The following is a 16,610-nucleotide window of genomic DNA, read 5'->3' on the forward strand; positions in this document are numbered from 1 at the left end:
ATAGGTTACTTTGGCATCTTGGGTAATGGTTGGAACTAGTGCTTTGGCATCTACTAGCTCTTTGAGTAGTTGGGTGTGATGGATGACTTCGTAGTTGCCACCTAGGCCACGATATTCATTGGCTAAGGAATTAAAGCAGTGAGGGCAAGAGGCTATGATCTTTTTGGCTTTGGCTGAATTTAGGGTCTCTATGTTGGTCATTGCTTGGCTTTGATAGAGGTATTCGTTGCCTAGTCTTCGAGCTGGATCACCGGTGCAGCTCTCTTTCTTTGCAAGTATTGCAAAGGTGACTCCAGATCTATGAAGTAGGCGAGCAATCGATTGGGTGACCTTTCTAGCTCTTTCATCTAGTGCTCCAGCACAGCCAACCCAAAAGAGGTATTCGATATCCTCAGGGATCTCATTGGTGATTATTGGGACTTCAAAGTCAAGCTCTGATACCCAATCTCCTCGATGAGAAGAGCCAAGGCCCCATGGGTCTCCTTGGTTTTCTATGTTACGGAGCATGCCTTGGGCTTCACTTGGGAAGTCGCTCTCCATTAGAACTTGGTAACGACGCATATCTACAATTGCATCGATGTGTTCTATATCTACAGGACAAGCTTCAACACAAGCTCCACAGGTGGTACAAGACCACAGGACATCTGGATCTATGACACTTGGGACCAGCATCTTGGGTTCTTCAAGAAGTTGAGTGGTTCCAGCGGTTGTCAATAGGCGCTGGGAGGATTCAAAGAGGTGCTCTCTTAGATCCATGATAAGGAGTTTGGGAGAGAGGGGCTTTTGTGTATTCCAGGCGGGACACTGTTCTTGGCATCTACCACATTCTGTACAAGTTACTAGATCTAGCAGTTGCTTCCAGGAGAAGTCCTCTATCTTGCCTACGCCAAAGACGCTGTCTTCACTTAGCTCTTCTGGGTCCATGTTAGGTGTCTTATCTAGGGCACCTAGTGCCTTGGGACGTCGAGAGAATGCGATGTTGATTGGAGCTACGAAGATGTGTAGGTGCTTAGAGTAGGTGACAAAGACCAAAAAGCCCATGATGATGGCGATGTTACCCAATAAGAAGATGGTCTCAATTGCACTGTTGGCTGAATGGCCCAGGGGTGCTAGGGCGTTAGCGATTAGGTGGCTTGCAAATGCGAAGTTGGAATAGGGGAAGTCACCTGTATTTACTTGAGCGGCTCGATAGACCAATAGGGTTATGACAACTAGGGCTATTCCCGCCAGTACTAGCCATGCTGCAGAGTTATGTGATCCATAAAAGCGAGATGCTTTAGCCTTTTTCTTAGGTGCATTTATCACTCTGATTATTGAAAAGACGACCAAAGAGACTAAGACAGCTACAGAGAAGAAGTCTTCGATAAAGCCAAGCCATGAGTCATGGCCAATCAGTGGAATGGCGAAGTTGGATTGAAAGAGAGCTCCATATGCCTCTATGATCGTTGCGATCAAAATGGTAAATCCCCAGAAGGTAAAGAAGTGTGCAATTCCTGGGATTGTCTTGGCGAGGAGCTTTCGTTGACCAAGTACCTCTGTGAGTTCAGTTGAAATTCGAGAAGCTATGGTTGATGAGCGATTTGGGGCTTTAGCTCCAGATCTCACCAACTTCATAATAAATAGCGCTCTATTTAGAGCTATGGCCAATGCAGCCACAGTAATTACTAATCCAACGATTAGACGCATCTAGCCTCCAGGGATCTTCATCGGTGCCAAAAGATTCTAACGAGTGCTCATTTCGTCATTTAGTCGCCATTTAGTTTGAAACAACCAATTGGCAAAAGTATCCAATTGGTGGAACATCCAAATAGATTAGAGGAAAGAGCAGTCATAAAATAGGCAAAAACTAATGTTACCACCAAGTAACAAATCTGCCAACTCTATAGATGGTTATTCTTCGAAGTTCTTATGGCTCATAGATGGCTGACGCAGTCACCCCCCCCCCAAATAACAGTCGATAGCGAAGATGGTTATTCTTCGAAGTTCTTATGGCTCATAGATGGGGTTGGGCCGCTTTGATTTTGGTACTTAGAGCCAAGACTCTTAGAGCCATATGGGATAAGGGCTGGGGTTGTCATCTCCAAAAAGCTGATCTGTCCGATCTTCATACCTGGATAGACAGTTATTGGGAGATTGGCTACATTGGAGAGTTCCAAGGTGATATTGCCACTAAAGCCAGCATCGACAAAGCCGGCGGTTGAGTGAATCAAAAGGCCAAGACGGCCAAGGGATGATTTACCTTCTAGGCGGCCTACTAAGTTGTCTGGGATTCCAATGCGCTCAAGAGTTGAGCCTAGGACAAATTCACCTGGATGCAGGATAAAAAGACCATCGGGATCTACCTCGATAACTTCAGTTAGATCCTTTTGTTCGACACGTGGGTCGATCACCTTAGCTACATGGTTGCGAAAGATACGAAAGAAGCGATCGACACGTAGATCTATAGATGAGGGTTGAATTGCATTTTCACCCAATGGGTCAACTACTATTCGTCCAGCCTCAATCTCAGAGCGTATGGTGCGATCGGAAAGAATCATACAAAATAACGATAGTAAGAGAGATTGGCACTGACGAACGAGGTCGGGGGAACTTTTGATTCATTTAAGGGCTAAAGACAGATCAAAAAGCTTAGAAGCCTCTTGGTGCGAGGAGGGGAGGCCGACAAGCTGACCCCCTTAGAAGGGGAACCCTAGGTCAATCTGGCCAATCTAAGTCAATCTCATGACAGATTCAACTGTGCTGCCTTGGCCCTTATCTAAATCAGCCTCTAAGGTAACGAACCTGTGATACTAAGGACAGACAATAGGATCATCCTTGTCGTAGCTGTAATAATCCATTTGAGCAATTACCTAATGCTGGGCTATTCAATGGCAAACCAATGGGCTGTAGCATCGCTACCACAGGTAAACCATAGCCTTAGCAGTCAAAGCACGAGGCCCAACTCCACCATATCATCTCTAGGCATCTAGCTGATAAGAGCCTCAGCCCTAATACAGAAACAGGGGGCACGTGATATAAATCGCGCACCCCCTGAGGTCAATTAGCTCTTAGATATATTGATAGAAGTTACCCTACCGTAACAGATCCCAAAGAAGGAACCATAACTACAAACATTACTGTGTAGCCATTGCCCCTCAACTGCGTTCCGCTATTGAACTGGTAAGCACTGCCTCCAGAAGTAACATAAATACCCGCTGAGCCCACTGGCTGGATTAGAGAACCATCGGCAATCGTTGCACTAGTTGGAGCCGAACCGGATCCAGTAATTACCATCGAACCAGTAGAAGCCTCAATCGCGGCAGCATCAGCTTGTGTAGGAATACCGAATGCATGACCACCCGAGTACACATAGTAAGTCCCGCCGAAGTTCTGAATGGAACCATCAGCCAAAGTCATTGCTGCCGTAGGAGCTGCACCAGTACCTACGGTCAAACCACCCGAACTTGGAACTTGCACAACTTGCATTGGAGAATATCCATCAGCCATGAACTGCGACGCACTAGAGAACTGATAGATCTTACCATCAGTACCCACAACCCAGATACCAGCAGAGCCAGCAACCTGAATCAAAGTACCAGCCCTAGGGCCAGTCGCGGCTGGGAACGTTCCAGTAACAACTGAAGCAGGATCCATCGCCTGTAGCTGTGCAAACGCAGCCTGAGTAGAGATTCCGAATCCATATCCACCGGCAATAACGTCAATCTGAGCACCAGACTGAACGAACGCGCCGTTCGGATAGGTCATTGCAGTAGTTGGGAATGAAGGCGCGACCGTCTGTACAGATCCATTCAGCCCTGTGAACTGAGCACTATATGATCCACCTACAGGATTTATAGCACCTGTAACGACAATCTTTAGCTGGTCGTTCATGGAAATAGACTTGCTAACCGTCAAGGTCACCCCATTGTCACCAGTCACCGTTGTAGTGTCAACACTAACACTAGCCGGCGCACCAGTTCCCGAAGAATTGGTGAGATCGGTAATTGAATACTGAGAAGGAGCGGTCGGCAACCCAGTACCACTTGGGAAATAGAGGCCGATCTGACCGGTAGTTGATCCTGTCGCGTAGGCCGCCGAAGCTGAAATATCAGTAATCGTGTAAGTCGCAGACCCGCCAGCAGAACCACTGCTCAAAGTGACTATTGGAGCTAACGTGGAAGTCGTCGCCGCAGTTATTGCATAGTTCGCCGTAGCAGCAACCGAATCCGAAGTCGTCGAGATCGTTCCACTATCCGAACCGCCCGCAGTCGGGTTGGTCACACCAATCAAGGTTACGGTCACACTATCACCAGCGCTAACGCCGGCTGTCAAAGTTACAGTACCTGTGTTAGCTGCGGAACCAGTTCCTGGAGTCACCGTAGCGACGTACGAAGTTCCGCTAGTAGCGTCAACCACATATGCACTAGTTCCCAAAACTGTTCCACTTGCTAAAGCAACGTTTACCAAGTTTCCCTTCACTAAAGCTGAAGTGGCTTTAAAGTTAATCGAGTATGAAGTAGACGCCGACGAGGTCGTAGAAGCTGGGGTGATCGACAATCCTGTCACAGATGTTGGCGAACCCAAAGTAAGCGAATTCACTGTTCCAGCTGTGCCACTATAGGTTGAGGTGTCATCCACTACCCAGGTTGCTGCCTTTGTACCCGTCTCAGTAGCTGTTATTACTGGGGTAACCGAGGTAGTTCCAGAAGCTGGGTTGATAGCCCCCGCTACTGAAATAGACACAAGGTCACCAGCTGCAATAGAGGTACCGCCGTTTAAGGTGATAGATACCGTATCCGTTACGCCCACACCATAAGCCACAGCAAAATCAGCTGAAGTTAAAGTTGTCACCACTCCAGTGGAGTTGGTTGCCGTTATCGTGTAGTTACTTGCACTTGAGGGTAAGGTTCCACCGCCATAGGTCAAGGTGAAAACGCCCTGATTGCCAGCTGCCGACGGAAAAGTCAACTGCGCCGCTGGGGTAGCGGTAGAATCTCCCAAGTACATGCTTCCGAGTGTCAACGTAGCAGAAGCACCGTTTATCGCATTTGACAACGAAGTTGTAATTGCTGCACTAGCGGCCGCGACCAAAGTATATGACGTTCCTGAGGCAGGTACAGAATCACTTGAAGTAGAAACCGATGCCGTGTAGGTATGGGCAGCCGCCCCATTTGAAGCTGTGAATTGAACGGTAACCGCAGCCCCGTTCGCCACCGAAAACGTGCTAGGCAACGTCATCGTAACAGTAGTAGCGGCCTTGGTGGATCCTGGAGCGTACCCAACTGAAGCTCCGCTTAGAGTGACCGAATTTCCGCCACTAGTTACAATAACTGACGTAGGACCCTTGGTCAAAGCACGCGCCCATCTCCCCGATGCAGCGCCATCCGTCAAAGTCAAGGTGGCCGAACCGCCTGCCGCTATACCGTCGGTGGCGGTGAATCCCAACGTGTAAACAGCTGAAGCACTTTCAGTCGTACTAGATTGTCCCAGCGTCACACCTGATACCTGCGAACCCACAATATAAGTTGACGAACTTACTGTGGTTGTTGCCGAAGCAGCGCCTGCTCCAATAAATACTGACCCAGCGCCACCTACTACCAGCGCCGCAGCACCAGTCATGGCTAAAAATCTCTTAGTAAACGATCCTGTTCGTCGGGACAATCCACCCTCCTCGGTATTAGAGTTATCAAATTTCAATTTGTTCATATCCTCTCCACTTCCTCCTGCACTTTTTTTTGTCCAGCTCTGTAAAGGCCAAAAGCCATCTTTTCCAGAGTATTCCCAGACATGGGAGCCAGAACACTCTGATCTACTTCACCTACACCAAGTGTAATCTTAGACGTATGGATCTAGCTGATCGAAAGATAATCTAGCACCTACTTCCCGCCAATGGTGCCAAATTTCTCAATACAAATGCGAAATTCCTCCTAATTAATCCAAAATCCTTTGAAAACCTCAACCTTTACTCCTGATTTAGGTCAATCCTTCATTCAAATTCACAAAAACGATTGCCCAAGTGCATTCATAGCAATCGTGGCGAAAACTCAAAGGGTCGATAAATCTGACTCTGTTGATCTGCTGAGTCAGATTTATCGACGGGGAAAGAGAAACTACTGGACAACCATAGAGGTTCCGTTGCTACTATCAAGGAGTCGAGCGCTCTCCCCAATTCCGAGCTAATCACCCTCAACGAACTATAGAAAGGCAACTCCAAAAACAAAAGTCTTTGAGTGTCAAGTCCTCCCGGCTTATTCGTAGACGTGTATACAGTTAAAAATACGAGAAATACTGAATTTACCTTCAGAGTAAGTGCACCTAAGAGCAATGAGTGATGTCGGAACTCCGTAAGAGCACCTAACGACTCTCCGGGAGAATCACTTAGCCAATTTTCTATCCATCTCTCGAACTCGGCTAACCGACTCGGTCTCAAAAGTGCCATTTCTGCTAAGATTCGGATTATAAAATGGGTCGTCTTCGATGTATTTCATCCAAGTCGCGCGAAGGTACGCTATTTCAGAGTTGAAGCGACGCTTTTTAGCGGTGGTATCTTCATATCCTCGAGTTATCGACTCTTTGTGCACGAGTCTGACATTCGGATCCTGCACAATTCGATAACCGCTCGAAAGCACTTTCATGCAAAAATCGGTATCATTGAAAGCTATTCCCAGTCGTTCCTCGTTGAAACCTCCAACCTTAAGATAGATATCACGGTGCACCCCAAGACATGCACCAGTAACAGCGCTGACATTTCTAAGGGCAAAGAGATCGTTGAAATAACCGTGACTTCCATCTTGATGCAGGTGGTACAAGTGTCCTGCCACCCCGCCCATTCCAACAAGCACACCGCCGTGCTGAATTTGGCCACTAGGATAAAGAAGGTGAGCACCAACAGCGCCTACGCCCGGCACGGACAGAACTGAGACCATCTCACTTAGCCATTCGCCTTCGATGATCTCGGTATCGTCGTTGAGAAAGACTAAAATATCTCCCTTTGATATCTTCGCGAGAGCATTCACAGCGACCGAATAATTAAAACCAGCGTCAGCACGTCGCATGCTTAGGTGATAAGAAAATCGATGTCTTGTGGTCAAGGAATCCAAATACATGGTCGTTCTCGGCGATAGCGCCACATTTGAATCTACCCGCAGAACAACTTCATAATTCGAATAGGTAGTTTTTCCAAAAAGACTATCCAGACATGCCCTTATCACCGAGTAACCACCAGCAGTTGTAATTAGGACAGAGGCGAGTGGAGTCGAATTAGGAACCGGAAAAACTACCCTATTTATTGCTTTTGCTCCCGCCGAGGCAACAACGTCACAACCTGGAACAATGTTATCTAAATAAGTCTTCACTGCATTACGCCCCGCCTCGAGTGCGTAAGTTTTTACCTCAGAGCCAGTCGATGTCGAAGAAGGCAGGCTCCTCCAATGGTAGAGGACTCTTGGTATTCTCTTCGACAAGGAGAGGTCATTTCCAATTTCGCTGAGCAATCTGAGAAGAAAGTCCCAATCTTGAGCACCATCGTAAGCCGGCCGCAACCCACCTAAACGTCGCAGAGTTGAAGTCTTTACGACGCTGAGATGATTTATGTAATTCTTAGACAAAAGCAGTTCCGGGGAGAGAGTAGGTTTGAAATAGGCTTCGAAACGATTGCCGGTTCCGGTGATCTTATCCTCGTCGCTATAGATCAACTCAAGCCCAGACGATTTTTGCAGTTCCCTAGCAACATAAAAGAGGGCGAACTCTGAGATCTCATCATCGGCATCTAAAAATGCCAAGTATTCGCCTGTCGCTAACGAGATGGCATCATTAGTGTTAACTGAAATTCCGCCATTCTGCTCACGATAATGCGCTTTAATTCGCTTGTCCGATGCAACATAGCGCTCAATCAATGTCTTGATTCGAACATCGCTAGATGCATCGTCTGAGATGCACAACTCCCAATTTGGATAGATCTGTGCTCTAACAGACTCGATTGCTGTTACAAAGTGATCGATTGGGGTATTGTAGGATGGAATAACCACGCTAATGAGTGGCTTTTTTTGAAACGCTGCTATTTCGTCCAAAATCGCCTGACGATCGCCTTCGTCAATGCGCTCAGAATTCTCAATCCACTTTATATAGTTACTTTCGTCACTCAAAAGTTCTTGCTGGTTTTGAATTTCGGGCAGCTCCGACAACAAAACATTTCCAATAAGAGGACCAAAGATTCGAGCGATTCGATGATTTGGGACTCCCAAAATCGGACGCAGTCGGACTTCCTTCAGTTGGAATTCTCCGGTAAAGCCCATAACGACAAGTTCTAAGCGAGTTATCGTAGAATTGAAGTGAAATTGGATCTCTAACTGCTGACCAATTCTTCGAGAAGGGACCTGTTGGCTGTAGCGATCAAAATTATTGGTCTCAGCGATGACATAGCCGCGAAGATTTTCCGTACCAACCAAAGTCTCTATCTCGACCTCTAGCTGATACCAGCCTGGCAACGGTAGAGGTGGTTCAATCGAATATCGCACCTGCCCACCAAGTGCGATAGATTTACCCGTCAAGCCACTCGAAACTACGCCTTGGAGGGGCTTTAACTTCGGATTCGTCATCGATAAAAAACGACGCCAACCCAATAAGCGTCTGATAGAAATTATTGAATATCGAAGAGGCGCTGTAATGCGCCACGCCTCGGAATTTAGAACCTCGGTCTTTTCCTCAACTGCTCGTCCGATTTGCATTGAAACTGAGTAGTTGAGTTCCTGCTCAGCCGCCAGAGAAGCCCTAAGATCTTTAATCTCCTCGGTGAGCCGATCAGCGAGTTCTTTATGCTCGGCCAAGTCACTACTGACAAAGTACATCTCATCGATTAATTCGCTATATTGTCGATTTGCTTCCGCGCTACGACTTTGTTCTTGGAAGAGACGAGCCTGTAGATCTCTTTGTTCGGCATTCAACCGATCTTTTTCGCTTATCTGTTGACATCGGGCTCCAAGTGATTGAAAGAGTCCTAAGACACTCGAAGGGTACTCCTGATAAGACCTTATGAGGTCTGCCAAAACAGGTGGCACTTCCGGACCGACCGCTAGAACGCCCAATCCATTTGAATGAGTGAACTCAATGCTTGGATAGCGGGTCTTGACTTCATCCCAAAACTTCCAAACGCCAAAGTCTCGTTCTCTTACGGCTATATCGTGAAAGAGAACGACCCCTCGAGATGAGAGCTTGCTGACCCATTTGTCAAAGTCAACCTTTACGGCCTCGTAGGAATGGTACCCATCTACATGAAGCAAGTCGATAGTGCCATCGTCAAAGTATGAAAGGGCATTGTCGAAATACATTCGAAGGAGCGTAGAAAAGCCGCCAAATTTCCTTTGGTTATACGCTGACAGCTCAGCGAAAATCTCATCGCCATACAAACCCGAATGCTCGTCACCTTCCCAGGAATCGACGGCATAGCAAGCTGTGGGAAGACCTAGCTCGCTGACACTTTGACAAAAAGCGGAATAAGAGTCACCCTTATGAGTGCCAAGTTCAACAAACAATCGTGGTTTGATTGCTTCAATTACCCACAATGCAAAGGGAATATGGCCATGCCACCCGGGAATTTCGGTCAATCTGTCGGGAACTTTAAAGATGCTTGGATTCAGCCAACTATATCTGTCCATTGATCCGCTTGTCACGTCTGAAAACTCCCTAAAATCAGAACTTCTGGCCAAGATGAGATCGCTCTCCATGACGTTGCCAGACGAACCCTTCTAATTTAAATTGATGTAAGTACCACTAATCCTAGCCCTAGCAAAAGTTGAAGGGCGTACTGACACATTTGGATCGCTCCCGTAATACCTTGAACCCTCTAGTCCAACTGACTGGAAATGCAATAGCCGATCGATGATCAACTACCAAAGATAGTTGCAACACACCGCGTTAGCACCGATCAATCTTTGACCATTGAAAAATGTCTAGATCAACAAACAAAAATATATCTCGCTTCAGGGAAAAATCTCCGTCTTGTTGCTTTATCCATGGCACCCAGCATAAATTAGAGCGAATTGCAATGTCGGTTTTGTCCAGCTTGTTTAGCGATTAGGATCACACCCAAGTTATCTTGATTTCTAGCCAAAAGGTGATCCCCTTCTCAAGAGCTCCCTAAAACTTCTCTAGCGTTGCTTTGCAAAGTCAACCATCACAGCCAACTAGGCGATCACCTTGGCTACATATGAGTTCACAACACAAGGTAATAACATGAAACACGAACTAAAGTTCTAAGAACCCCGCAGGGATAAGTCCTTAAATTAATCCTGGAAACCGACTGACAAAAGCTGGGCACCAGTAGCGACCGCCACAAAATATCTTCGCCCTGAAGAATCGCGATTAACCTTAGGAAAGCGAATTAGTTCAACGGTTCGCCGAGAACAAAATCTCAATCACCCTAGATAACCGCCGGTCCAGATAACCGCCATGTCACCCCTATCACCTTCGATGGTTCGATTCGACACACCAATGCTACTCAACTAGTCACCGCTCAACAATTACTGCTCAAATCCAAGGGCCAGTCATCGCCGTGTCACCCCTAAAATTCAACGGCAGAGGCTAAGGTTTCGATAGTCCAATTCAATTTCCGCTGTATCGAGTTGTCCTTCACAAAAAAACTGTGTCTGCGAACTTAGATCTCTGCAAAAGAGTCACCGATCTCCAAAAAAGTCACATATGGTCAATCAAAAATTCGAACAAACATAAAAACAGTTCCAACCGGGATCCTAATGTATCGTAGCTTGGTCTCAATGGAACAAAATACACTTTGAACAAAGATCCATGATTGAAATGAATAGAGAAATCGGCGGTGGAGAATCTATGACAATCAAACGAGTTCTTGTAGCCAATAGAGGCGAGATTGCACGGCGCATCATCCAAAGCACAAACAATTTAGGGATCGACACTATTGCCTACGTCGCGTTAGACGAAAAAGAGATCGCCCAAAACTATGGGGCTAGCTCTATTGCGCTATCCCAAAATTCAGGAGCAGCAGCCTATTTAGAGTCAGAAGCCATCGTATTAGCGGCACTAGAAAATCAATGTGATGCCATTCATCCTGGATATGGTTTTTTATCCGAAAGTCCAACCTTTGCGAGGTTGTGTTTAGAAAACGGCGTAACCTTCATAGGTCCCAGTGTTGAGACGCTCGAACTCCTTGGAGACAAAGCCGCTAGTGGTCGTCTCGCAAAGATGCTTGGAGTTCCCACGGTTCCCGGTAGCGATGGCCCAACCACCTTAAAAGAAGTTGAATCCAAGCTAGAGAGTTCAAATGCCTCTCTAATTTTAAAGGCAATCAGCGGAGGTGGTGGAAAAGGCCTTCGAATAATTCGACCCGGCGACGACGCAAAGATCGTCTTTGACCAAGCTTCCAATGAGGCAAAGGCCAACTTTCTAAGTGGAGACCTCTATTTCGAAGAACTAATCGAAGAAGCAAAACACATCGAGGTACAACTAATCGGAGATGGAAGTGGGCGGGTCTCTCATCTGTATGATCGAGATTGCAGCTTACAGAGAAATCATCAGAAGTTAATCGAGATAGCTCCAGCTATCACAGTCAAAGACGAGATCCGAAAAAAACTCTTCGAATACAGCGTGGCGATCGGCAAGCATCTCAAACTGATGGGCCTTGCAACCATTGAATTTCTGGTCCACGAAGACAGGGTCTACTTTATCGAAGCCAACCCTCGAATCCAAGTCGAACATTGCATAACCGAAGAGATCCTTGGGGTCGACCTGGTGGCAGCTGCTATCAAAATCGCTGGTGGCGCCCGCCTCTCTCAGATTCGAATGCGACCTGATCAGATTGAGCCGCCCAAGAGCCTCTCGATTGAGGTGAGAATCTGCGCTGAAGCACTTTCAATAGAAGGACAAACAACACATTCGTCTGGCATAGTTCAATACCTGAACTTTCCTAGCGGGCGTGGAATTCGAATGGAGAGCAATCTCACACAAGGGTGTCACATTAGTTCACGCTATGACTCATTGATAGCCAAGATGATTCTGACAGACAAAGATGTGACCTTGGCCGAGTTGGCCAAAGGAATGGTCCGTAGCCTTTCGAGGCTTTCGATCCAACCTATTGACACTAACCAAATGCTCCTGTGCGCCATTTTGGAGACGCCGGAATTTCGAAATGGTATTGCCACTACAGACTTCTTCGACAAATATAGAGCCCGCCTCCTTCACCGCGCAGCTCAGTTGCAGTCCGACATCAAAAAGACAAAAGCATTCGATGACGCAAAGGCGAAGGAGATCGACCCAACACCTCTTTTTATTTCAGAGAATCAAAATCTAATAAGTGCAAAGATCACTGGGGTAGTAGTGGAGATGCTGGTTTTCCCAGGTGAACAGATAAAGGCATCACAGGCTATTGCGGTAATTGAATCAATGAAGATGCACCACCTCGTATTAATTCCGACACCAGCAAGAATTGAGCAGATATTTGTCAGCGTTGGAGACGAGCTTCGAATCGGTGATCCGATTGTCCTTATTGGATCAATAGACGAAGAGCTCACGCTTGGTGAAACCTTAGAGGTAACAGAGATAGACCTAGATGAAATTCGAGACGACCTAAAAGAGGTCATTGACCGGCACAACCTAACTCTTGACCAACATCGGATCGAAGTAGTTGAAAAACGTCACTCAAAAATGCGTCGAACGGCTCGCGAAAACATCGATGATCTATGTGATCAAGGCTCTTTTATTGAATATGGGGCACTAGCAATTGCCGCACAGAGAAGACGTCGAGACCTCGATGATTTAATAAAGAACACTCCAGCCGATGGCATTATTACAGGAATCGGAAAAATCGATAACACCTCATGCGTGGTCATCTCCTATGACTACACGGTCTTGGCCGGAACCCAAGGCCTTCAAAACCATAGAAAACTCGATCGAATCCTTGAAATTGCCAGAGAAAGACTACTTCCTATTGTCCTCTTTGCCGAGGGAGGCGGTGGGCGGCCAGGCGATAGTGACACCTCTCAAATTGCGGGTCTAGATTTAAATACCTTCTTCCTATTTGCCTCTCTCTCCAAAGTGGTACCAATTATCGCGATCGTCTCTGGCTATTGCTTTGCTGGAAATGCAGCATTGGCCGGCTGTGGCGACGTCATCATCGCAACTGACGACGTCAGCATTGGAATGGGTGGTCCAGCCATGATTGAAGGTGGTGGCCTTGGGGTAGTTGCACCAGGAGATATCGGCCCCATGGAGACTCAGTCGAAAAACGGAGTCATCGATATTGCCGTGCCAGATGAGCAAAGTGCAATTGCCATGGCCAAAAAATACTTATCCATTGTCTCAAAGCCAAAGATTACTGACAATTCCATAGAACAAGATCAAAGAAAACTACGGGTAGCTATTCCGCCAAATCGCCTACGGGTTTATGAGATAGACCCGATTATCAAGACGATCTTTGACTTTGATTCAGTCATTGAACTAAGAGGCCAATATGCAGTAGGTATTCGTACCTATCTAGCTCGGATCGAGGGTAGATCGATTGGGGTAATGGCAAATAACCCTCTTCATCTCAGTGGGGCGATCGACGTAGATGCTGCCAATAAGGCAAGTCGATTTATATCACTCTGCAGCGCGTATAAGTTGCCCATCATCTCACTCTGTGATACCCCAGGGTTCATGGTAGGCCCCGATTCTGAGCGCCTAGGAGCGGTCAAGGTCTTTGGAGACCTCTTCATAGCCGGCGCGAACGCTAATGTCCCCCTCATTACAGTGGTCCTACGAAAGGGCTACGGCCTTGGAGCAATGGCAATGGCGGGTGGAGGCTTCAAAAGCTGTGCGCTCACGGTCTCTTGGCCGAGTGGAGAGTTCGGCGGGATGGGGCTCGAAGGGGCAATTCGACTTGGCTATCGCCGTGAACTCGAGGCAATCGGAGATCCAATAGCACGTCAAAACAGATATGACGAGCTATTGGCACAAATATATGAGGTGGGCAAAGCGATCTCAATGGCTAGCGTCTTCGAGATTGACGACGTTATCGATCCCTCTCACACCCGTTCGATTATCTCGAAGACTCTCTCTCAGCTTTAGTCTTTGGCTACGATGAAACCTTGGCCATTCAAAGAATAAAGAGAAACGGTCCCTAAACGATCCTAATCAAGGCTCAGAATCCATCGGTGAAAATCTCATCCGAAGCAAGTCAACATGACGTCAAACTCAAAAACTAACGACCCTAAAAAATTGAACAACACAAAAGGTTTAAGGAACCAAAAAGATCAACCCATAGAAAAGGTCAGCCCATGAAAAAGTTCAACCCATAGAAAAGGTCAGCCCATGAAAAAGTTCAATTAAATCTCCACAAGGCCACCTATCTATTAGCCCTCTATTAGATTGCTCCGAATAATAACTGGCCTTAATACTTGAAATGGATCAGATGGTACCAATTGCCATTGACGGTCACCGTGCTTCAGATACCTTGAGCTCTGGCGACTTAGTCTTAGTATTTCATGGGCCGTTGTGAGGGTCGCTGTCCGATTGCATGGAGGCTACCCTTCTCAAAACACCCTTAAAATCTTCCATAAAAGTCCTAGCTAAAGATAGTCTCCTTGATAACTTGGGGTCTAACTCCGTGGCGAAACCCATAGGGAGCGAATACAAGTCATAAATAGAGACGCCATTCCACCGCTAGGAGTCGACCAGATAATGCATCAACCAGATAAATATGATAAATACATAATTCACCGGCTGACTTATGTAGGTGAAATTGTATCCTACCTCCACTGAGCTCAATGTTCAAAGCTCACTGTTCACTAGAGTAGGAGAAGATGATGCCATTCTGCAAGCAAAATCTAGCTCATCATTCAATTCGAGATTTACCGTTCTCGGTACCGTCTAAGTTAGTTCGTCGACCCAAACAGGGCTCAACAAATAAAGATTCCCTATATTCGATGACATCGTTATCGACTTCGCACATATGCAATTCGATAGACCCATCGATTGAGCACCGTTAGGGGAAGCAATCTGGTTATTTGCAAAAGAACTTTTGAAATAGAAACAGCTAAAAACGCTATCGTAGTAATGAAATTTGTCGTCAGACCATCTCGTCTATCCTAAGAAAGATAACCAAATGCGACAACCTGGAAGATAGATTCCCAAGTAAGGAGACCGATTTACCAAATGACCACATCAGATCCGATGAAGATCAAAATCGATAACCCGTCAAATCCAAAAAATAATTGTCCTAAATGCTAACTGCGAGTGGTCTGCAACAACACTCCTTGGCAAAACTTCTTGGCAACACTAGACCTCAATGCCTTCCTAGTGTCCCCTCTCATAAGTTCCCTGAGTTCTAGTTCCCCAGATACTTTGCCATCGATGCGAATATCTCGTCAGCTGTCTTTACCCACCTAAATGGTGTTGGGTCTTGGTTCCAGCGCTCTGCCCAGGTGTTGATCGAAGCAACGAGTTGCTTTTGTGACTTATGGGTGGATGTGTGGAGCATTTTGGTAGTCAGTTCCGAGAACCATCTCTCAACCAGGTTCATCCACGAGGAGTAGGTGGGTGTAAAATGGAAGTGGAATCTGGGGTTTTTTATGAGCCAGGCCCGTACAGCATCGGTTTTATGCGTTGCATAATTGTCCAGGATGACGTGGACTTCGAGTTCTTTTGGAACTTCTTTTTTCACCTGATCCAAAAAGGCTATGAACTCGATCGCCCGATGAGCCTTTGTGGTGTTGGTGATCACCTTGCCAGAGGCAACATCAAGTGCTGCAAAGAGATTTGTTGTGCCGTTGCGTTTGTAGTCATGTGTTTGCCGCTCTGGAACAAAAGGTCTCATGGGAAGCAGTGGCTGGGTTCTATCCAACGCCTGGATCTGTGTCTTTTCGTCAATACATAGTACCAGTGCAGCATCAGGGGGATTGAGATAGATCCCAGTTATGTCGCGGACCTTTTCGGCAAAGGCCGGATCGGTACTGATGTTGAAGTATCCCAAGACATGGGGCTTGAGGCCAAAGGTTCTCCAGATACGTGAGATGCTCGCTGGTGATACCCCGATCCGCTTGGACATTGAAGACGTCGACCACTGGGTAGCAAGCGGGGGCTCTTCTTCCAAAGTGATCCTTAGAATCTCGGCGATCTTTTCGTCATCAATGCTTCTCGGTTTTCCACTTCTCGGTGCGTCATCGAGAAGTTCCACTCCGTAGTTGATAAAACGCCGCTTCCATTTGCATACCGTCTCTGTAGATATCTGAAGTCTTTGCGCGATCTCGTTGGTTCCAACCCCTTCGTTACTCCATAGGGCAATGCTGGCCCTTGCCACCTGTCCTATGGGAGCTGTGGACTTTCTTACCACTGCTTCTAATTCGCTACGTTCTTTGGGACTGAGCGGAACCACCGAAGCTTGTCGTCCAGATCTCTTCTTGGGCGGCTTGCTCTGGTTGGCATCAATGTTTGGCTCCTCTGAAATGGTGTGACTTTGCATCGTACTCCCTTGCAAGGTTATGTCCTTACCAAGGAGAACAACCTTAGAAGGGATTAATTCCTCAGTTTCAGGGAAATTATGAGAGGGGACACTAGTTACAGCGCTTGAGACTGTAAAGAGGTACCTGATTCTTTCAGGAAGCTAAGCCCCCTGAAAGAATCAAAGTTCA

Annotated in this window: 6 protein-coding genes; 1 reads left to right on the plus strand and 5 read right to left on the minus strand. The window is 46.8% G+C overall.

The window, feature by feature from the left end:
* The 4 genes from AXFE_RS11445 to AXFE_RS11460 all read right to left on the minus strand — a co-directional run.
* On the minus strand, window positions 1-1,686 hold a 1,686-nt coding region (locus AXFE_RS11445), incomplete at its 3' end, for a (Fe-S)-binding protein (RefSeq protein WP_052606013.1).
* A 284-nt stretch (window positions 1,687-1,970) separates the two neighbouring features.
* Window positions 1,971-2,537 (minus strand): dCTP deaminase, encoded by a 567-nt coding sequence (dcd, locus tag AXFE_RS11450; protein WP_052604367.1) that lies wholly within the window; start codon window positions 2,535-2,537, stop codon window positions 1,971-1,973.
* Window positions 2,538-3,066: 529 nt separating this feature from the next.
* A complete protein-coding gene (locus AXFE_RS11455) occupies window positions 3,067-5,685 on the minus strand; it encodes a beta strand repeat-containing protein (RefSeq protein WP_052606015.1) in 2,619 nt (872 codons plus the stop codon).
* A gap of 668 nt (window positions 5,686-6,353) precedes the next feature.
* Window positions 6,354-9,647, minus strand: a complete 3,294-nt coding sequence (locus AXFE_RS11460) for a glycosyltransferase (protein WP_160291840.1) — start codon at window positions 9,645-9,647, stop codon at window positions 6,354-6,356.
* A gap of 1,141 nt (window positions 9,648-10,788) precedes the next feature.
* Here AXFE_RS11460 and AXFE_RS11465 point away from each other — a divergent pair.
* Complete coding sequence (locus AXFE_RS11465) at window positions 10,789-14,049, plus strand: acetyl-CoA carboxylase family protein (RefSeq protein WP_160291841.1); 3,261 nt, start codon at window positions 10,789-10,791, stop codon at window positions 14,047-14,049.
* 1,258 nt (window positions 14,050-15,307) lie between these two features.
* Here AXFE_RS11465 and AXFE_RS11470 read toward each other — a convergent pair.
* A complete protein-coding gene (locus tag AXFE_RS11470; RefSeq protein WP_235347800.1) occupies window positions 15,308-16,441 on the minus strand; it encodes an IS630 family transposase in 1,134 nt (377 codons plus the stop codon).
* Window positions 16,442-16,610: the final 169 nt, after the last annotated feature.

It is taken from the genome of Acidithrix ferrooxidans (assembly GCF_000949295.1).
Classification (GTDB): domain Bacteria; phylum Actinomycetota; class Acidimicrobiia; order Acidimicrobiales; family Acidimicrobiaceae; genus Acidithrix; species Acidithrix ferrooxidans.

Coding starts and splice junctions, on each gene's coding strand:
- dcd (WP_052604367.1), bottom strand. CDS start 2,537: ATGATTCTTTCCGATCGCACCATACGCTCTGAGATTGAGGCTGGACGA.
- AXFE_RS11455 (WP_052606015.1), bottom strand. CDS start 5,685: ATGAACAAATTGAAATTTGATAACTCTAATACCGAGGAGGGTGGATTG.
- AXFE_RS11465 (WP_160291841.1), top strand. CDS start 10,789: ATGAATAGAGAAATCGGCGGTGGAGAATCTATGACAATCAAACGAGTT.
- AXFE_RS11470 (WP_235347800.1), bottom strand. CDS start 16,441: ATGCAAAGTCACACCATTTCAGAGGAGCCAAACATTGATGCCAACCAG.